The sequence below is a fragment of the Pseudomonas sp. Irchel s3b2 genome, assembly GCF_900187445.1.
Classification (GTDB): Bacteria; Pseudomonadota; Gammaproteobacteria; order Pseudomonadales; family Pseudomonadaceae; genus Aquipseudomonas.
In genome coordinates this window covers 267,434-285,680 of the sequence record NZ_FYEB01000005.1, presented here as the reverse complement: position 1 = coordinate 285,680, position 18,247 = coordinate 267,434, and the positions used below count along the sequence as shown (strand labels likewise).

General features: G+C 60.3%; 15 protein-coding genes. 2 read left to right on the top strand and 13 right to left on the bottom strand.

The window, feature by feature from the left end; all coding sequences use genetic code 11:
- Nucleotides 1-85 precede the first annotated feature (85 nt).
- Genes CKW20_RS14695 through CKW20_RS14635 form a run of 13 tightly spaced genes read right to left on the bottom strand, consistent with a single transcriptional unit; the run spans nt 86 to nt 15,318 of the window.
- The gene (locus CKW20_RS14695) at nt 86-2,005 is read right to left on the bottom strand and encodes a hypothetical protein (RefSeq protein WP_095053548.1); all 1,920 of its coding nucleotides are present in this window, start codon (nt 2,003-2,005) and stop codon (nt 86-88) included.
- Nucleotides 2,002-3,306 (bottom strand): lipopolysaccharide biosynthesis protein, encoded by a 1,305-nt coding sequence (locus CKW20_RS14690; RefSeq protein ID WP_095053547.1) that lies wholly within the window; start codon nt 3,304-3,306, stop codon nt 2,002-2,004. The genes CKW20_RS14695 and CKW20_RS14690 overlap by 4 nt, the downstream gene beginning before the upstream one ends.
- Nucleotides 3,303-4,304, bottom strand: coding sequence for a polysaccharide deacetylase family protein (locus CKW20_RS14685; RefSeq protein ID WP_095053546.1), 1,002 nt, complete (start codon nt 4,302-4,304; stop codon nt 3,303-3,305). Before CKW20_RS14685 ends, CKW20_RS14690 begins: the two co-directional genes overlap by 4 nt.
- Nucleotides 4,305-4,316: 12 nt before the next feature.
- Entirely contained in the window at nt 4,317-5,453 is a 1,137-nt protein-coding gene (locus tag CKW20_RS14680; RefSeq protein ID WP_095053545.1) for a glycosyltransferase, read from the bottom strand.
- Nucleotides 5,446-6,414 carry a glycosyltransferase family 2 protein gene (locus CKW20_RS14675; RefSeq protein ID WP_095053544.1) on the bottom strand — a complete coding sequence of 323 codons (969 nt, stop codon included), beginning with the start codon at nt 6,412-6,414 and terminating at the stop codon, nt 5,446-5,448. The genes CKW20_RS14680 and CKW20_RS14675 overlap by 8 nt, the downstream gene beginning before the upstream one ends.
- The gene (locus CKW20_RS14670) at nt 6,411-7,778 is read right to left on the bottom strand and encodes an O-antigen ligase (RefSeq protein ID WP_095053543.1); all 1,368 of its coding nucleotides are present in this window, start codon (nt 7,776-7,778) and stop codon (nt 6,411-6,413) included. The genes CKW20_RS14675 and CKW20_RS14670 overlap by 4 nt, the downstream gene beginning before the upstream one ends.
- Nucleotides 7,775-8,830 carry a glycosyltransferase family 4 protein gene (locus CKW20_RS14665; protein WP_371857432.1) on the bottom strand — a complete coding sequence of 352 codons (1,056 nt, stop codon included), beginning with the start codon at nt 8,828-8,830 and terminating at the stop codon, nt 7,775-7,777. The genes CKW20_RS14670 and CKW20_RS14665 overlap by 4 nt, the downstream gene beginning before the upstream one ends.
- A gap of 32 nt (nt 8,831-8,862) precedes the next feature.
- Nucleotides 8,863-10,458, bottom strand: coding sequence for a Wzz/FepE/Etk N-terminal domain-containing protein (locus CKW20_RS14660; RefSeq protein WP_095053542.1), 1,596 nt, complete (start codon nt 10,456-10,458; stop codon nt 8,863-8,865).
- A gap of 17 nt (nt 10,459-10,475) precedes the next feature.
- A complete protein-coding gene (locus CKW20_RS14655) occupies nt 10,476-11,498 on the bottom strand; it encodes a polysaccharide biosynthesis/export family protein (RefSeq protein ID WP_095053541.1) in 1,023 nt (340 codons plus the stop codon).
- A 24-nt stretch (nt 11,499-11,522) separates the two neighbouring features.
- A complete protein-coding gene (locus CKW20_RS14650; protein ID WP_095053540.1) occupies nt 11,523-12,167 on the bottom strand; it encodes a CpsD/CapB family tyrosine-protein kinase in 645 nt (214 codons plus the stop codon).
- Entirely contained in the window at nt 12,168-12,914 is a 747-nt protein-coding gene (locus CKW20_RS14645; protein WP_095053539.1) for a sugar transferase, read from the bottom strand.
- Nucleotides 12,911-13,969: an NAD-dependent epimerase gene (locus CKW20_RS14640; protein WP_095053538.1), complete on the bottom strand. Its 1,059-nt coding sequence runs from the start codon at nt 13,967-13,969 to the stop codon at nt 12,911-12,913. Before CKW20_RS14640 ends, CKW20_RS14645 begins: the two co-directional genes overlap by 4 nt.
- Entirely contained in the window at nt 13,966-15,318 is a 1,353-nt protein-coding gene (locus tag CKW20_RS14635; protein ID WP_095053537.1) for a UDP-glucose/GDP-mannose dehydrogenase family protein, read from the bottom strand. The genes CKW20_RS14640 and CKW20_RS14635 overlap by 4 nt, the downstream gene beginning before the upstream one ends.
- Nucleotides 15,319-15,698: 380 nt before the next feature.
- Between CKW20_RS14635 and CKW20_RS14630 the strand changes: the two genes are divergently transcribed.
- Together CKW20_RS14630 and CKW20_RS14625 are read left to right on the top strand one after the other, a co-directional pair.
- The gene (locus tag CKW20_RS14630) at nt 15,699-17,396 is read left to right on the top strand and encodes a sulfatase-like hydrolase/transferase (RefSeq protein WP_095053536.1); all 1,698 of its coding nucleotides are present in this window, start codon (nt 15,699-15,701) and stop codon (nt 17,394-17,396) included.
- 181 nt (nt 17,397-17,577) lie between these two features.
- On the top strand, nt 17,578-18,246 hold the full coding sequence (locus tag CKW20_RS14625; protein WP_095053535.1) for an ABC transporter ATP-binding protein: 669 nt from the start codon (nt 17,578-17,580) through the stop codon (nt 18,244-18,246).
- The last annotated feature ends 1 nt before the right edge of the window (nt 18,247 follow it).

The window sequence follows — 18,247 nt, the reverse complement described above, 5'->3', positions numbered from 1 at the left end:
CCTCCTGACAGGGACCGGTCGCGGATGACGTGCTGCAACGCGCAGTAGAGCGCGGCGCGGTCGTGGTGATGCAAGTGGATGGCGTTCATGAGGCGTTCCAGCTCAAGGCGAACAGGGTTTCGCCCGGCAGGTCGAAGCTGACGCGACCGTCGTGACAGTTGAATTGAGCGCTACGACTGCGGCTGTCGGCACCGAAATACACCAACGCGCCCTTGGCCAGCGGGCACGTCGCCCCGGCCAGATCGATACGCTGCAAGCGTCCCCCCTTGTTGACGCCCAGCACACTTCGCTGGCGTTCGGTGGCCATGGCCAGCACATCGACTTCGAAAGCGTCGTTGTCCAGGCGCATGACATTTTTCAGCCAGTGCTGCTGGATAAATTGCTGGGCCAGGCCTACCGGCTTGAGTTCGAAACGGTCGCTGCCCAACACCCGCACCATGCCTTTTGGGTACGTCGGCTCGTCGGCGGCCTGGAACCAGTTGAGCATGTCCAGCAACCCGTCCTGCGCCGAATTGATCACCACCGAAGTCCACCACAGCGAGGCGAAATGGGTTTCCTGATCGTAGGGGCTCAGGCTTGAGCCGCTGGACAGGTTGGTCTGATCCAGCAGCAAGGCCTTGCGTGGCCGGCCCTGAGCATCCAGGCCCACCAATTCGGCGGCGCGGCGCACGCTGTCGCGATAGACCCGAGTCGCCAGCAGGTCGCGAATCATCCATTCGTGCCAGGCGAGGGCGTCGATCTGTTCGCCGGATTCGGTCAGCAGGCGCCGTGCCCAATCGATACCGCGCTTGTCGGCGGCGTTGTCGGCGAACGGGCCGTTGACGAAGCGCGAGGTGGCGGGCATGGCGATGCGCACACCGGCCCTGGCATTGGCCGGATCGCTGCGCACCTGCCGGGCCATGCTGTTGAAGATCGCCTGGTAATCGGCGTAGCTCGGGTAGTTGAGATTCGGCTCGTCGGCGAACGCGATGTAGTGCGTACCGGTTCCGCCGAGGGCACGAGTGGCAGCGAGCCAGGCATCGAGGCCGGCGTTGCTTTGGGTGTCGGCCCGCAAATCAGCTTGTCGTTGGCTACCGGCCAACAGCGTGAGGTCCTGCGTAATGCCGAAGCGGTTCTGGTAGAGCTGGCGGAACGCATCTTCGTGGTGCGGATTTTTCGCGGTGACGTCAACGAAACTGTAATAGGTGCCCGCCTGGGGCTTGAGCGCGTCGAGCGCTGCGAAACTGGATTGAGGGGGCAACACGTAGGGCAAGTAAATGCCCAGGTTCGGGGTGGGGCCGAGCATCTCCTTGTGCAGGGTCAAGCGGGTCTGGCCATCGTCCTCGCGCAGCGGTTTGAGTTGCTGCGGGTTCTGGGCGAACAGGTTCGCCGTGCCATCGAGCCAGAACGCGACCTTGCCGCTGCCTTGCAGGCGCAGGCGCCAGACCTGTTCGTCCTGGGTGACAGGCAATGCCAGCTGATCGAACTGCCAGTAGGCGCGATGGGGTTTCAGCGCCAGGGACAGTTGTTTATTGTCGCTCACGCGCTGGGCCTGCAGGGCGTTGATCCCACCGTGAAACTTGCCGGCCAGTACGGCGTGTTCCCCCGGCGCGACCTTGAAATACAGTTCATCGCCGCCGCGGGTTTCGGCGCTGAAATGCACCTTGGCCGGGGCAAATAACGCCACGGTGCGTTCGTCATGTTCGATCGTGTAGCGGCGGAAACTGTAGCCCGGAATTTCCAGTCGATAACTGGCGGCACTCGGCGCCAACGGCCAGCTCTGCTTGCCTCGGGTTTCACTGGCGGCGATCAGGCGATCGCCCTTCAGGTTGCCGTTGCCATCGAGCAGGTACAGGTGTTCTTCGTTGGCATCGGCCTGCCAGGCAGGGACCCAGCGAACAGTCAGCGTGTCGGGGCGATCGGTTTGCAGGTACAGGCTGCCATCGCGAATATCAGACCAACGCATGGGCGCCGCCTGGGCGCTCAAACCGAGGCCCAGGCTCAACAGCAGCACGAGGCGTTTCATGCCGATTTCCGTTGCAGCATCTGAAGCATCGGTGCCACATCGCTGGGCAGGATGATCAGGGTTTGCCAGACCGGTACGCCGCTCAGCCGGCAATACATCACCAGCAGCGCGAGGGTGACCGCCAGGTAGGCGATGGACGATGCCGTGGCGGCGCCGACGATGCCGTAAATCGGGATCAGCAACAGGTTCAGGGACAGGTTCAGCAACGCGCCGAGGCCCATCAACAGCGAAATCGTGCCGGGGCGATTTTTGCCCAGCAAGTCCAGGCGCAGGATGCTCGCATAGCACAGACCGAGCAGCCCCGGCAGTAGCGCCAGCAATGCCGGGTAGGCCGGCTGATAGGCAATACCGAACAACGTGACGATCAGCCATTCACCGATCACCGCCATGCTCAGGCAGGCACCCAGCATCACCGTGGCGGTCAGGCGCAATGCCAACGGCGTCAGGCGATCCATGCCTTCGTCCTGTTGCAGCAGGCGTTTCATCAGCGGCGTGGTCACCGCTTCCGGGACGATCAGCAGCAACTCGGCGGCGGCGCTGGCCATGGCGTAATGACCCAACGCCGTGCTGCCAAGCAGGGCGCCGATGAACAGGTAATCGGAGCGCAGAATCACTTGCTGGAACAGCAGGTCCGGATGGCTGCGAGCGCTGTAGCGCCACAGTTCATTCTGGCTGGCGCGGTCCCATTGCAACTTCAAGGGCTGGGCGCGCCTGAGCCAGTACCACCCGGCCAGTACCACCAGGCTGATGCCGGCCAGCCAACTGATCAGCGCCGCTTCCAGCGCAGCGTCTTTCCACATCCAGAACAACGCCAGAAACAGCAGCAGCGGCGCCAGTGATTCCACCAGCCGCAAGACATTGAACGCCACCACACCACCCGACGCATTGTGCAAGGTCAGCAGGCCACTCTTGAGCACGGTCAGCGGTACCGCCAGCAGCAATAGCCAGGCAAGCAATCCCAGTTGCGTGGTGATGTCGAGTTCGCCGCCGAACTCCCGCACCAGCGCCACCACCAACAACGTCAGCAAACCCGCCAACAGGCAACCGAACACCAGCACCTGGCTCAGCAACAATCCCATGGGTCGTTGCTTGGCCGCCTGATACCCCACCGCCGAATTCAGCCCGCCGCTGGTCGCGGCGCTGATCAAGTCGGGCAGGGTACTGAGCAACGCAAACAGTCCGCGTTCGCTGGGGCCGAGAATCCGCGCCAGCAACACGTTGCGCAGCAGCCGCAAGCCGATCATCGCCAGTTTGGTGCCCATGCTCAGGACCAGGTGTTTGAGGTAGTGGCTGCGACTCATGGCCGGGCTCCGCGGTAGATGCGCCAGGACAGCAACTCCGGATTGCGCGCCGTGCGCTGGCTGATGCCAATCCGCGGCAAGGCCAAGGGGTCGCTGATACCACGATAAATCCCGCCGACGGTGCCCAGGGCAAACGGGAAGTCGTGGTCGGCCACATGTTCGCGCACCCGCGCGTCATGGTCGCCATTGGGGTAGCAGTAGACCGGCAATGGTCGGTTGCAACAGTTATGCAAGGCATTGCGGCTGCGACTGATTTCCTCGTCCAGACGTTGATCGTCAAGACCGGTGAAGATTGCGTGGCTGGCGCCATGGGGGCCGAAGCGGATCAACCCGCTGGCTTCCAGCGCGCGTACTTGATGCCAGTCCAGAGCCTGGGGCAACGATTCCTCCGGGCATTGATCGGTGAGCCGGTCCAGTTCACCCGGGGACAGGGTTTTCAAGCTTTGCAGAAAATGCAAAAGCGCCAGGCTACGGCGCTGCACATCCAGATCATCGAGCAGCACCGGTAGCGGTCGCCCAAGCCGTTGCAGGCATTCAATCAAATGTGTCCGGGCTTTCTCACCGTGGCTATGCCACAGGGTTTCCCCCAGGCTTTCCCACCAGAAGCGTTGCCGGCTGCCAATGAAATCGGTGGAGAGAAAAATACTCGCCGGCACCTGATGTTTTTTCAGCAACGGGAAGGCATTCAGGGCGTTGTCGCGCCAGCCGTCGTCGAAGGTCAGCGCGATTTTTGGTCGCTCGGTTCTGATGGCGCCGGGTTGCAAGATTTCCATCAGCGGCACGCAGTCGAAGTGTTTTTTCAACCAGATGAGCAGATGTTCGAAGGCTTTCGGCCCGACACACAGTTCATTGCGATGGGGCAGGTCGGCGGCGCGGTCATTGGCCAGTACTCGGTGCAGCATCAGGATCACCCCGGCACCGTGCAATTGGTGACGGCCTACAGGCGAGTTGAGATAAAGCCAGCCACTGGTGCGTTTTAATAGTTGTTTGATTGCCATGGCGCGGTCCTTTCAACGATTTTGCTCGGGGTTCCACTGCGCGTACCGCTGGCCGCGCAGGAACTGCCACAGACCGCTACTCATCCCGGCAAGGGTCACCAGGACAAACGCGGCGAGGCGAAAAGGTTTGGGAAAACGGTGTTGCACATCCAGCAGGCCGACGATCGCCATCGCGTAACCGAGCAATTGCGCGATCAGGCTCAGGCGATAGAAGTCATGTACATTCCACAACCAGAAATTGCTCAGCAGCAATGGCAGCAACAGGATCGGTGCCAGGCGTCGAATCAGCTTGTGGCTGATCAGTGCAATCGCATACAAGCCATGGCGCCAAGGGTTCAGCAGCTCCCGGCGCTGGGCCAGGCTTTGCAGGCCGCCGACGGTGACGCGCTGGCGACGACGCCATTGCTTGGCGATTTCGTCGACGCCCTGGTCGCTCACGTGTGCTTCGGGCACATAGACAATGCGTTTGAACGCCACCGGCGCGCAGGTACTGATAAAGAAATCGTCGTTGACCTCCGCCGGCACGTGCTGGAACAGTTCGCGGCGCAGGGCGAGCAGGGCGCCATCGGCGGAGACCATGCAGCCGGTGCGATTTTCCATCTTGCGCAACCAGCCTTCGTAATGCCGATAAAGGCTGTCGCCCAGGCTCAGGCCTGTGCCGGCTACCGGGATCGTCATGTGTCCGGCACAGACCCCGACTTCTGGATCGGCCAGGGGCGCGAGCAACTGGCCGAGGGTGTCGGTCGACCATTGGTTGTCGGCATCGGTGAACACCAGAATCTCGCCCATACTCAGGGCAACGCCGGCATTCAAGGTGGCTGCCTTGCCCTGACGGGGCAGGTCGAGCACGCTGATGCGCGGGTCGATCACCTTGCGAGCGCAGGCCACGGTGTCATCGGTGGAGCCGTCGCTGGCCAGAATGATGTGTAGCGAGCGCGCCTGATAATCCTGAGTGAGCAGGGTGCGCAACTTCTCTTCGATATGCCGGGCCTCGTTGTGCGCCGCAATGATGATGCTGACATTCATCGGTTGTGCTGGCGCATGACGCCGCACGCGGAACAACGGCGCGAGCAGGGTCAGTAATAGCGGGTAGCCGACCCAGGCATACACCGGCAATAGCAGGCACAACCAGAAAATGAATTCAGCCACGGGCCGGCCTCCTGACATTCCAATGACAAAGGCTCAGGAGAAACGCGGCACCGGCCAGGTGCAGGCGCACCCAGTGCAGGCCCCACAGTTGCAGCATCAGGCCAAGGTCACGGTGTTTCAGGCTCTGGCGCAGGCTCTGGGCAAGCGCTGGCAGTGTGGTGACGAACAGCATGAATAACGCCTGTTGGGGGAAGCCATTGAGCAGGGCGGATATCGCCATGAAGTCCAACACCCAGGCGATGATCGACAGCATCGGGAAACGCAGTAAACGCAGATTCATGCCGTGGCTGCGCAGTAATTGCAGGTGACTTCCCTGACGCCAGAACTCCTTGCCCATCCATTCGCGCCAACTGCTCTCGTAACCCCAATGCAGGGCAACGCTCTGGTTGACGGACAGCAGGCGTGCACCAGAGTGGGAAAGGCGCATGGTGAAATCTTTGTCTTCGCCGGTGCGCAGGTTTTCGTTGAAGCCGCGGACCTTGTCGAACCATGGACGACGCATCAACAGGTTGGAACTGGGCAGCCATCGCACTGTTTTCACCGTTTCATCGTTCGGGCGCAACGTGCGGCGTTGCCAGGCACTGGCATACCACGGGGCTTCGGCCGGGGTGTGCAGGTCCAGTCCCAGGACGTCGACCTGAACGGCGGGTTGGATGCTCAACAACAACGTGAGCCAGTCCTCGGGCACTTCGATGTCGGCATCAATGAAGGCCAGCCATTCGCCTGTGGCAACGGCGGCGCCGCGATTGCGCAGCGCACCTATCAGCAGGCCCGGCAGAACCAGCACCTGCGCGCCCATTTGCCGCGCAATATGCGGCCCTTGATCCTTGGAACCGTTGTCGGCCACGATCAACTCGCATTCCAGCCCGGCAGCCTCGGCGGCTTTTTTCGCCGCGAGCAACGTACGACCGATGTGTCGGGCTTCGTTGTACATCGGGATGACGAGGCTGATGCGGTTCATGCCCTGGCTTCCGTTGGCGGCTGTTCTTCAGCCTTGAGGCGCAACACGCAAGTCAAGGCGAGCATGATCCACAGGTATTTATGATTCGGTGCGCTGAGGAACATCAAAAACAGCATCAACGACAAGTAGCTCATGCCCAGGTGCGTGATCAGGTCGGCCTGTTCCCAATCCCTTCGCAGCAACCAGGCACGTCGGGCGCGGACCAGGTTGTACATCCCAAGGCCGAGCATGCCGACGAACAACAGCCCGGCGGGAATCCCCACTTCGCTGAAGATTTCCAGGTAAGTATTGTGAGCGCGGCGGTACAGGTCGCCGGGTTTGCGGTTGGCGGAAAACACCTTGGCATAACCGGTGGTGGCGTAATGCAGCGGGAAAGTGCCGGGGCCGGAACCGAGTAACGGGTGCTCTTGGATGATCTGGCTGCCGACCAGGATGTACGACGTGCGGCGGCCGAGGGATTCGTCCTGGCTCTTGGCACCGGCCTTCAAAATGCTCAAGGACTGGATGCGCGCGATGTAACCGGCCGGCATTGAATAAATCGCCAGCGGAATCACGATCGCAAGGCCAAGTAAGGCAAAACCCAAGTGGCGCGGACGGATGCGTGGCAACTGCGCGCGATAGTGCCAGGCGCCGATCATCAGGCTGAGGAACAGCACCACCAGCCCGGAGCGGGAATCGGTTTTGGTCATGCCGCTCAACAGCAAAATGCAGCAGCCGCCCCAGAACAATCGGTGCAACAGGTTAGGGCTGCGAATCACCAGCAGCAGAGCCAATGGCACGGCGAAGGCGATCAGCAGGGCAAACGAGTTCGGGTCTTCCAGCAGCCCGGCGGCGCGGCCCTGATCCTGATACCTGACGGAGAACATGGCCAGCGCGCAGGTCGCGCTGACGCTGAGGGTCACCAGCCGTGCGAATAGATCGAGGTTCAACTCACGGCCGATCAGCAAGGTGATCACAAACAGAACCAGGCCGACGCTCAGATCCCGCAGATGACTCTGGGACATGTCCAGGTTGTCGGTATTGATCATGCTCAACAGGTACAACACCATGAACCAGATCAGGTAGCGCCAGATGTTGCTGCGCAGGCGCTCGGACGGAATCTGGTGGATCGCCAGTTGCAACATCACGATCAGCGCCAGCGAAGCACCGATGAATTTGGTGCCCGACAGCGCATTGCCCTTGAAGAAACCTTCGAATGGCACCAGCGCCGCGATGCCCAACAAACCCCAGGCGGGTTTGCGGTACAACACCGCGATGGCGACCAAACCGAGGACTGCGCCTGGCGCCAGATAGGGATAAGGGCTGGCCAGCAAACCAAGGCAGACCAGGGCGAGCAGACTGACGATCGAGAGCGGAAAGATCACGCGCGTGCCTCCCGTGCAGTACGGATATAAAGCTGCGACCAGCGTTCGGCCAAAGCCTTCAGGTCGTAACGGTCCAATTGCGTACGTTTTGCGTTATCGATCAGTTCGCGAACCAGTGCCGGCTCGTTCAGCAGCGTATCGATCTGCAGGGCGAGGGCGGTGCTGTCGGTGGGTGTCGCCAGCAAGCCGTTGTGCCGATCCTCGAGCACATCGGGAATCCCGCCGACGCTGAACGCCACCACCGGCACTCCGGCCTGCATCGCCTCCAGCAAAATCATCGGCGTGCCCTCGGTGCGCGAGCTGATCACCAGCGTATCGAGTTGCGGCCACCACCGGTTCATGTCGGTCTGATAACCCGGCAAGGTGATGCGTTTGTGCAAACCGGCGGCGGCAATCCGCGCCAGCAGGGTTTGCTGTTCCGGGCCGTCGCCGAGCATCACCGCGTCCAGTTGCGGGTGTTGCTGACAGAGCGGAATCAGTGCGTCGAGAAACAGGTCCGGGCCTTTTTCATTGCTCAACCGGCCGACGTAACCCGCCAGCCAGCGCGGGTGTTTGACGTTGTTGGACAGCAGGTTGCTGGCTGTTGGCAGACCATTGGGAATCACTTGCAGTTTCTCCGCTCGAACACTGGCTTGGCGATGCAGCACGGCAATGCTTTCAGCCACGCAAACCACCCGATGCACCGACGCCGTGCGGCACAGTTGCAAACTCAGCCAGCCGTAGAGGCGTTGCTTGCGACTGCGCGGGGTGAAACCGTGTTGGGTAATCACCAGCGGCAAGTCCAACAACGTCGCACTCACCCAGCCAAATAACAGACCCTTGAAATTGTGCGTATTGATCAGCGGCTGTTCAGCTCGCCGCTGACGTAAATGACGCAGCAATTCCCTCAAACCCGCAAAGCTGCGGCAGTCGACCCCTGCCTCGCGAAATCGCGCGATCAGCACGGGCGGCGCATCGAGAAACAGCACCTGATGCTGCCCCGGCGTCGCCAGGCAATGGTCCAGCAGCATCCGCTCAGCTCCATAGAAGCCGCCGCTGCTGATCAAATGCATGATCGGCAGAGCGCTGGCGCTGAGCGGCCCGTTCAATGGCGCACCCAATGCACGAAGCTATCCACGGTCCAGTTTTTGTGCGGGTTGTTCGGCATGACGTCTTGCTCGTTGATCACCAACAGCACCGGCAAGCCCAGTTCATGGGTGATTTGCGCAGGGTGTTTGAAGCGATGATCGAAGAACTCACGCACGTAGACGAAGGCAATCGCCAGCAGCAGACCGGTCAGCATCCCGAACGGAATGATCAGCAGCGGTTTTGGAAACGCTGCCTCGGTCGGTTCGTACGGCGGGCTGAGTACCCGGGCGTTGGACATATCGTTGTCCAGCAAACCGGCGGAACTGCTTTCGGCAAAGCGTTGGGCGTAGGTGGAGAACGCCGCGTGCAAGGCATTGATCTCGGTGTCCATCTGCTGCAACTTGCTTTGAGCCACTTGCAACTGATGGATGCGGTCCTTGAACTGGGCGATGCGCGCGGTTTTCTGCTTGATCACCGAGGTGACAATCGCCAGGTCGTTGGTCCGCTCCTGAATCCGGTTGCTGACGATTTTCAGGAACTGCTGACGGGTGCGGGAGATCTGCTCGCGGGTCAACAGCATCGGTTCACTGCCGGGCTGGAAGACCGCCAGGTCGTTCATGTAGCGGCTGACCTGAGTGGTCAATTGTTCACCGAGCTGCCTGATCTCCCGGTCTTCGAACGCAATGTTGTCCACCGTGGTGGTGAAGGTGAAGGGGAAGGTGTAATCGCTGAGCCGGGACGTATTGGTGGCTGACGTCAGGGCGGTTTTCAGGTAGTCGAGCCAGCGCTGGCTTTGCAACAGGCGATCCTGATACAGGTTCAGGGCCTGTTCCTCGGTATTGATGGCATTGAGGCGGAAGGTAATTTCTTCCTTCGGATCGGATGAAGACACGCCTTCGAGCAACGTCAGTCGCGTGCCTTCCAGGCCATCGAGACGCACCTGATATTGCTTCTTCTTGGTTTCGTAGAAGCTCTGCGGCAGGTCGATCGATTGCAGTTCCTGACGGCTGGCCAGGTAGTTTTGCAGCAGCGCCGCGACAAACCGGGTGCCTTGGGCGGGATCGCCAAAGCTGTAGACAATGGAGATCACGTTGGAACCCGGCAGGGTTTCGATTTTCAGGTTATCGACGGCCTCTTGGGTGTAGGTATCCAGGGCGGTGTCCCGAACCGGATCAGTTTCAAGCCCGAATGCATCGCGCACCGGATTGACCACGTATTCACGCAAGGGGGTGGTCACAAAACGTTTGATCGGTTCGGTCACCAGTCTGCTGAAGATCCCGGGGTTGGGCGCGTATTCGCCTTTGTCCCGCAGGTCGCTGATGGTCTGACGGATCAGGGCCGGCGAACGCAGGATATTGCTCTCGGTTTCCATGTCTGCCAGTGACGGCGGAATGAATGAGGCATCACCTTGGGTCAGGGACGTGGTGGCGTCTCCCTGGGAGAGTTTTTTGGACTGCACGATCACCTGCGCGGTAATGTCGAAGCTCTGTTTGAGCATCAGCGGCAAGATCAGGGCGATCACTGCAAAGATCAGGAAGACTCGTTTCACCAACTGCTTGTTGGCGAAGAAAATCCTGAAGAACTCATGCAGGTAGTTTTCCTTTGGGTTCATGGTCGGTCACCTGAGCGTTAGTTGTCGCTGTCTTTGTTGTCGACGCGGTAGGCGAAACCGAAGCCCACCCCCTGGAACAACACCACGTCCGCCAGTTGCCGCGCGAGCTCACCGGCGCTGGCCAGTTTGGTCTTGGGCACGTAGAGCATGTCGTCCGGTTGCAGGTAAGCAATCTGCGACGCGTCACCGGACAAGGCTTTTTCCACGTCGTAATGCACGGCCTGCACATGGTTGCCGGTGCGGCGCATGATCACTACTGAATCGAGCCGCGCCTTGACGTTGGTGCCCCGGGCCAGGGTTAGCGCTTCAAGGACCGAGACCGGTCGGCGAATCGGGTAGGAGCCCGGTTGTGCGACTTCACCCAGCACATAGATTTCGTTGCCCGAGGTGGACTTGAGCATGACGTCGACCTTCATCCGCCCCGGCAATTGTGCGTAGCGCTGATTGAGGAAGGTTTCCAGTTGGTTGACGGTCATGCCTTGCAGCGGCACGGAGCCGATTTCCGGGAAACTCGCATAGCCGTCGTTGCCCACGGTGATCTCCCGGGTCATACCGCTACCGGGCTGGCTCAGGTTGCTCTTGAGGTTTAGCTCGTTGCTCAGCGGGCTGGTGACCAGCACCGTCACCTGATTGCGATTGGGCTGAAACAGGGATTTGCGCTCATAGGCACGCTGGATCTCCTGCCGCGCTTCGACGGCCGTCAGCCCGCCGATTTTCACCGCGGTATTGGCCCCTGGCAGTTCGATGGTGCCGTCGGGCAGCACCAGCTGAGTGCCGTTGAGCTGACTGGCGGCGGTGAAGTTCAGGGCGACCTGGTCACCGGGCTGAATGCGGTAAGCCCCCGAGCTACTGGTGCTGATGTGAAAGATCACATCCAGCACATCCTTGGGCCGCAAGGTCTGTTCAACCTTGGGCATGTCGGTGGCCTGGGCATTGGCCGGCTCGGCCGTGAGAATCTGCACCGGCATCTGCTGGGTTTCACTGGTGCTGGAGCAACCTGCAAGCGGCAGCAACAGCAGGAGAAGCATTTTGGCGTTCATAGCGTCATCCTTTTCTGCGGTTGCTTACAGGTTTTTGTAGAGCCATTTGGGCATGTAGTACTTGCGCCGGTTGAAGACGCTGCCCACCAGTTTTGCGCCGGCCTGGGTCAGGCGCTGGACCGCGGCCTGGGCCACTTCCCAGCGCGTGTCTTCGGCGCGCACCACCATGATCACGCCGTCCACCAGGGTGCTGATGACCAGGGTGTCTGCGGCCGAATACACCGCATCGCCGTCGATCACCACGAAGCGATAGCGACTGCCCAGTTGGTCGAGCAACGGGGCTAATTGCTCAGCCGTCAGGTGCTCGGCGCCGCGGATATGCCGCCCGTTCGGCAGGATGTGAAAGGGCAGGCTGGAGACATTCACCAGGCAGTCCTGCAGCAACGGCGGGGATTCGTTGAACAGCAGGTCACGAAAGCCGCGTTCTTTGGTCAGCCCCAGTTGTTGCGTGAGGTTGCCCGCTGACTGGCTGGCGTCCACCAGCAGCACTTGGCCGCTGCTCATTGACGCCAGTTGGCTGGCCAGCGCCAGGGCGCTGGTGGTGGTGCCGGTGCCTGAATTGGCAGCGGTCAGAAAGAGGATCCGCAGATCCAGGTCGAGCACGGTCGAGGTCAGGTTGGACTCGCTCGGGCTGGCGATGGTCAAGCTTTTGTTCGATGAACCGTCCATTTAACTCGCTCCGTGGCCGCTGAATACTTTGAAGGGGGTTTTCAACAGGATCTTCAGATCAAGCAAGAGGCTCTGCTCGGCGATGTAGTTGAGGTCCAACTCAACGCGCTGGTCGAAGTTGATATTGCTGCGCCCGGAGATCTGCCACAGGCCGGTCATGCCGGGGTAGATGCTCAGGCGTGCAAGGTGACTGTCTTTGTAGCGATAGGCGTTGAATGAGGTCGGTCGCGGACCGACCAAACGCATGTCGCCGCTGACCACATTGATCAGGTTCGGCAGTTCATCGAGGCTGCTGCGCCGCAGGAAGCCACCGATAGGGGTGATTCGTGGGTCGTTGTCGATCTTGAAATCAATGGCGTCCGCACCGTGCTTGTTCAGGTGCCGCAAAGACTCCTTGAGCTCCTCGGCGTTGCTCACCATGGTGCGAAACTTGTACATGCCGAATATGCGGCCGCGGTAGCCGGTGCGTTTCTGCACGAACATCACCGGCCCCGGACTGCTGAACTTGATCACCAGGGCCAGGCCCAGCAGTACCGGGGAGAGCAGCAGCAGAATCACCAGCGCGCCAGCGCCTGCGACCATCCGATTGGTTCGCGAAAGCGTCCAGGGCCGACCGCCATTGCGGCCGGTGACCCAGCCGCGACCCTGCATGTGGATCGCCTTGTCCAGGCGCATTCGGTGATCGGGGTCCAGGCGTTTGTCACGCTGCATGTGATTGAGCAACATGCCTTTTTCTTGTCCAGTCATAGGGGCCTCCGCTGAAGCCCGGACGCGAGCGGCGAATGGGCGATGCGCAGTGGGTAGTAGTCACGGAACCAGGCGATGAATCGTCCGAGTCCTTCATCCAGCTCGATCCGTGGCTGGAAACCGGTGGCCTGCGCCAGATCGCTGGCATCGGCGCAGGTGTTGAGCACATCGCCCGGTTGCAGGGGCAGCAACTCGACGAGGGCTTTTTGTCCAAGGTGTTTTTCCAGCAGCGCCAGGTAGTCCTTGAGCTCCACCGGTTGTTGTCCGCCAATGTTGTAAATGCGCCACGGCGCCATGCTGCTGGCCGGGTCCGGTTGTTCGCGGTTCCAGTCCGGTGCGGCTTGGGGCGCGCGTTCGAGCAGACGGGCGATGCTCTCGATGATGTCGTCGATGTAGGTGAAATCCCGCTGGTGCTGGCCGTAGTTGAACAGCTTCAGCGGCTGGCCTTCGGCAATCGCCCGGGCGAACTGGATCGGCGACATGTCCGGCCGGCCCCAAGGCCCGTACACGGTGAAAAAACGCAAACCGGTGCAGGGAATGCCGAACAGATGGCTGTAGCAGTGGGCCATCAGTTCATTGGCTTTTTTGGTTGCGGCGTACAGTGACAACGGATGGTCGACGCCGTCCTTGACCGAGTAAGGTGTGTGCTGGTTGGCGCCGTACACCGAACTGGACGAGGCATAGATCAAGTGCTTGACCGGGTGGTGGCGGCAGCTTTCGAGGATGTTCAGGAACCCGCTCAGATTGCTGTCGAGGTACGCCCGGGGATTTTCCAGGGAGTAACGCACCCCGGCCTGGGCCGCGAGGTGAATCACCACCTCCGGTTGTTCACAAACAAACAAGGCGTCGAGGGCCGTGGCGTCGGCCAGATCGACTGTCGCCAGCGGGAAATCACCGACGTGCCCACGTACCCAATCCACGCGGTCGTGTTTGAGTTGCGGGTCGTAGAAATCGTTGAAATTATCCAGCCCGCACACCTGATGCCCGTCACGTATCAACCGCAACACGCAATGGGCGCCAATGAAACCGGCCGCTCCGGTGACGAGTATTTTCATGGCCGTGGCACCTCGGGAACGATGTGCCGAAGCCCGATGCCGCTGTAGTGCAAACCGGCCGCCGCCACCTGTTCCGGGTTGTAGAGGTTGCGCCCGTCGACGATCACCCGCGCGCGCAGTTTGCTCGCCAGCAGGTCGAAATTGACCACACGGAAATTCTTCCACTCGGTGCAGATCACCAGCGCGTCGGCATCTTCCAGAGTGTCGTCGCGGGTAGCGCACAGGTGCAGGTCATTGCGGTAGCCGTAGATGCGCCGGCACTCGGACATGGCTTCCGGATCGTAAGCCTGCACGCTCGCACCTTCGGTCCACAGCGCCTCCATCAGATAACGGCTGGGAGCTTCGCGCATGTCATCGGTATTGGGCTTGAAGGCCAAGCCCCAAATCGCGATGGATTTGCCAACCAGGCCATCGGGAAATAGCGCCTGCAGTTTGCTGAACAGAATGTGCCGCTGGCTGTCGTTCACGTCGGTGACGCTGCGCAGCAGACGCAATGGCATGCCATGGTGTTCGGCGGTGTGCAGCAGGGCACGCAGGTCTTTGGGAAAGCACGAGCCGCCGAAGCCACAGCCGGGGTAGATGAAGTGGTAACCGATGCGTGGGTCCGAGCCGATGCCTTTGCGCACTGCTTCGATGTCGGCCCCCAGCAACTCGGTGAGGTTGGCCAGTTCGTTCATGAAACTGATGCGGGTGGCGAGCATTGCGTTAGCGGCGTACTTGGTCAGCTCGGCGCTGCGGTTGTCCATGAACATGAGCTTTTCGCGGTTGCGGCAGAACGGCGCATAGAGTTCGCTCAATTGGTCGCGCGCTTGATCGTCATTGGTGCCGACGATGATTCGGTCCGGGCGCATGCAATCGGCCAGGGCGCTGCCTTCCTTGAGAAACTCCGGGTTGGACACCACTCGCACGTTCAACGCCTGTTTGCCACGGCGTTGCAGTTCTTCGCTGGCGGTACTCGCCACTTGGTCCGCGGTGCCTACCGGCACGGTGGACTTGATGATCAGGGTGCGGTCGGACTCCATGAAACTGGCGATCTGCCGAGCGACATTCAGCACATGGCTGAGGTCGGCGGAACCGTCTTCATCGGCGGGTGTACCCACCGCGATGAAAATCAGCTCGGCGTGTTCGACCGCGTCACTGGCCTGAGTGGAGAAGAGCAGGCGACCGGCCTTGATGTTGTCTTCCAGTGTGCTGGACAGTCCCGGTTCGCTGATCGGAGGTACGGCTAGCTGCAGCTGCTTGATCTTGTCGAGGTCGATATCGACGCACAGCACACGATGTCCGACATCGGCCAATGCTGCAGCTTGAATCAGACCGACATAGCCCGTACCAAATACGCTCACGTCCATAATTGGCGTGCCTCGTAAAACGGTGGATGTAACTGAAATGAGACTGTCAAAAGGGGTATAGCCCAGCCGTGGGAAAGCGTGTCAGCAAAATGACGGGTTGCTGGGGCAGGAAACCCTGATTTCACGGGCTCTTTGCCATCAAGTGCTTGCCACTGCTGGATTTACCGCGGTTTTGAGCTGTTTTTGAGGATTTCAAGAATGCGATAAACGGTCGAAAGGCCTGTAATACAAGGGTTACAGGCATTTTGCTGTGTCAGATTTGATTCAACATTTTTTTGACGCTTTTGGCAAAAAACCGGCATTTCTTGCGCTTTGATGGCTCGGTGCTAGTGTCAGAAAGTGGCCGACAATCTATTGGTCATGGAGGCGCTGTAAACACCATGATCCGTTACCTCAAAGAACTGCTGCTGGTTCTGTATCTGCTCAAGAATTACGACTACTACCTCGATCGTCTTGACGCGCTGGGCATTGGTTTTCCGATGCTGCTATATGGCGCAATGTTCGTCGTGCTGGCAGTGGCGCTGTTCATGACCGCGTACATCCGTCAGACGCTGATCCGCCATCTGTTCGCATTGGCGATGTTTGGCTCGGCGGTGTTCTTTGATGTCTATACGCAAGTGACTGCCGGCTACATGACTTACAGCAGTTTTGTGTCACTGGTGTATTCCGGTGGGTTCATCCAGGAAGCGGCTTACCAGTACCGCGATGCAATCATCAGCGGGACGGTCAGTGGTTTGTTGCTGCTGTTCGGTATCGGGCTCAAGCCACGTCGACGGGCGCCATTACCGGGTGCGCTGTTGGTGGCTGCACCGGTGCTCGGGGTGTTACTGCTCAGCGTCGTACTGTTCGTGCGGGCCGGCGAGGGCGCCCGTGGCTTGCCGATCATGTACACACCGTTGGCCTATTTGAATCTGTTCACCTATGAAGCACTGCACAACACCGTCGGCCCGCGTGAACCAGTGAGTCTGACGCGCATCGATCAGCCGGTGGGGCACGACATCGTGCTGATCATCGACGAGAGCATCTCCGGCAACTACCTGGACATCAACACGCCATTCGGTGTGCACAGCAACCTCAAGGAACCGCACCCGGGCGTGGATATTTTCAATTACGGCTATGCGGCGTCCATCGCCAATTGCAGTGCCGACACCAATGTCACCCTGCGCTACGGTGGCACCCGCGGCGACTACATACGGATCAACAGCACATTGCCGTCGATCTGGCAGTACGCAAAAAAGGCCGGGCTGCGCACCGTTTACATCGATTCCCAGCGTACCGCTGGCAACTTGCAGAACCTGATGAACGCTGCCGAGAAAAAGGACATCGACGAGTTCGTGCAATTCGACCAGACCAGCGTGCGCGACCGCGACATGGCCGCGGCGGCCAAGCTAATCGAGCTGCTCAACGACGATAAGCCGGAGCTGGTGGTGATCAACAAGGTCGGCGCGCATTTTCCGGTGCACGACAAGTACCCCGACACCTTCATGGCTTACCGCCCGACATTGCCCCGTGGGCAGTTTGTCGAAGTAGCGGACATGGGCACACGCGATGGTTTCGACGGTCGGCCAGATGATTGGTTGCTGTACCGCAATGCCTACAAAAATACCGTGTTGTGGAATGTCGGCGAGTTCTTCGCACGGGTTTTTGCCCAAGCGGATTTGAGTCATGCGCTGCTGATCTACACCTCGGATCATGGGCAGGATCTGCACGAGCGTGGTAACCCGGGGCTCAATACGCACTGCGGTGGTGATCCGGTGGAGGAGGAGGGGTTGGTGCCGTTGGTGGTGATTTCGGGCAGCGGTTTGAAGACCCTGGATTGGCAGGCGCAGTTGCCGGTCAACAAGGATCGCTCCAGTCACTACAACATCTTCCCGACCTTGCTGCAGCTGATGGGCTATGACCTGGCGGGGATCGAGGTGGTGTATGGCAAACCGTTGAGTGTGCCGACGGCGGACGATTTCACGTTTAACTATCGGTTCAATGCGCGGTTGGGGGCTAAGCCTGAGTGGAAGTACATTGATCTGAAAAGCATTGTGACGCCGGGGCGGGTGGTGCCGAGTGTGGCGGTGGGGCAGTGAGATTTTGAGCGATTGAGTGGGCCTCTTCGCGGGCAAGCCTCGCTCCTACAGGTACGCGTCGGTGCAGGATATTGCGATCGGTAGGAGCGAGGCTTGCCCGCGAAGACGTCAGACCATTCAACCCAAGATTATCGGGTGTACTCTCTACCCTTGCCCCCACTCATCAAAAGAGTTTCCCTTCATGCTTCACGTCCAGGGCGTCTTCAAAAGCTACGCCACCCCCCAAGGCCCATTGCCCGTGCTACAAGGCGTCGACCTCACGTTGAAACCCGGCAGCAGCCTGGCACTGATGGGCGAGTCGGGCAGTGGCAAAAGCACCTTGCTGCACCTGATCGCCGGGCTGGACAAGGTCGACCGCGGCAGCATCCGCAGCGGCGAGCATCGGCTGGAGCAGATGACCGAAAGCCAATTGGCCAACTGGCGGCGGACCGAAATCGGTCTGGTTTTCCAGCAGTTCAACCTGATTGGCAGTTTGCGCGTCGAAGACAATCTGGCGTTTCAGGCGCGTCTGGCCGGGCGCCACGATCCGCGTTGGCAAGCGCATCTGGTGCAACGTCTTGGGTTGCAGGATTTGCTGCGGCGCTATCCGGAACAACTGTCCGGCGGGCAACAGCAGCGCGTTGCTCTGGGTCGCGCCCTGGCATCGCAACCGAAACTGCTGTTGGCCGACGAGCCCACCGGTAGCCTCGATGAAACCACCAGCGATGAGGTGTTGAAGTTGTTGCTGGAACTGCTCGACGACAGCCCGACGACTTTGTTGATGGTCACTCACAGCCCACGGGTTGCCGCGCGGTTGGCAGACAAAGTGGTGCTGCACGGTGGCCGTCTGGCTGGCGCGGACGAGCGCTGAG

What these genes read in the sequence shown, in the direction of transcription:
- CKW20_RS14675 (WP_095053544.1), bottom strand. Translation starts at nt 6,414, where the DNA reads ATGAACCGCATCAGCCTCGTCATCCCGATGTACAACGAAGCCCGACAC.
- CKW20_RS14660 (WP_095053542.1), bottom strand. Translation starts at nt 10,458, where the DNA reads ATGAACCCAAAGGAAAACTACCTGCATGAGTTCTTCAGGATTTTCTTC.
- CKW20_RS14630 (WP_095053536.1), top strand. Translation starts at nt 15,699, where the DNA reads ATGATCCGTTACCTCAAAGAACTGCTGCTGGTTCTGTATCTGCTCAAG.
- CKW20_RS14625 (WP_095053535.1), top strand. Translation starts at nt 17,578, where the DNA reads ATGCTTCACGTCCAGGGCGTCTTCAAAAGCTACGCCACCCCCCAAGGC.
- CKW20_RS14655 (WP_095053541.1), bottom strand. Translation starts at nt 11,498, where the DNA reads ATGAACGCCAAAATGCTTCTCCTGCTGTTGCTGCCGCTTGCAGGTTGC.
- CKW20_RS14640 (WP_095053538.1), bottom strand. Translation starts at nt 13,969, where the DNA reads ATGAAAATACTCGTCACCGGAGCGGCCGGTTTCATTGGCGCCCATTGC.
- CKW20_RS14650 (WP_095053540.1), bottom strand. Translation starts at nt 12,167, where the DNA reads ATGGACGGTTCATCGAACAAAAGCTTGACCATCGCCAGCCCGAGCGAG.
- CKW20_RS14685 (WP_095053546.1), bottom strand. Translation starts at nt 4,304, where the DNA reads ATGGCAATCAAACAACTATTAAAACGCACCAGTGGCTGGCTTTATCTC.
- CKW20_RS14645 (WP_095053539.1), bottom strand. Translation starts at nt 12,914, where the DNA reads ATGACTGGACAAGAAAAAGGCATGTTGCTCAATCACATGCAGCGTGAC.
- CKW20_RS14635 (WP_095053537.1), bottom strand. Translation starts at nt 15,318, where the DNA reads ATGGACGTGAGCGTATTTGGTACGGGCTATGTCGGTCTGATTCAAGCT.
- CKW20_RS14690 (WP_095053547.1), bottom strand. Translation starts at nt 3,306, where the DNA reads ATGAGTCGCAGCCACTACCTCAAACACCTGGTCCTGAGCATGGGCACC.
- CKW20_RS14665 (WP_371857432.1), bottom strand. Translation starts at nt 8,830, where the DNA reads ATGCATTTGATCAGCAGCGGCGGCTTCTATGGAGCTGAGCGGATGCTG.
- CKW20_RS14695 (WP_095053548.1), bottom strand. Translation starts at nt 2,005, where the DNA reads ATGAAACGCCTCGTGCTGCTGTTGAGCCTGGGCCTCGGTTTGAGCGCC.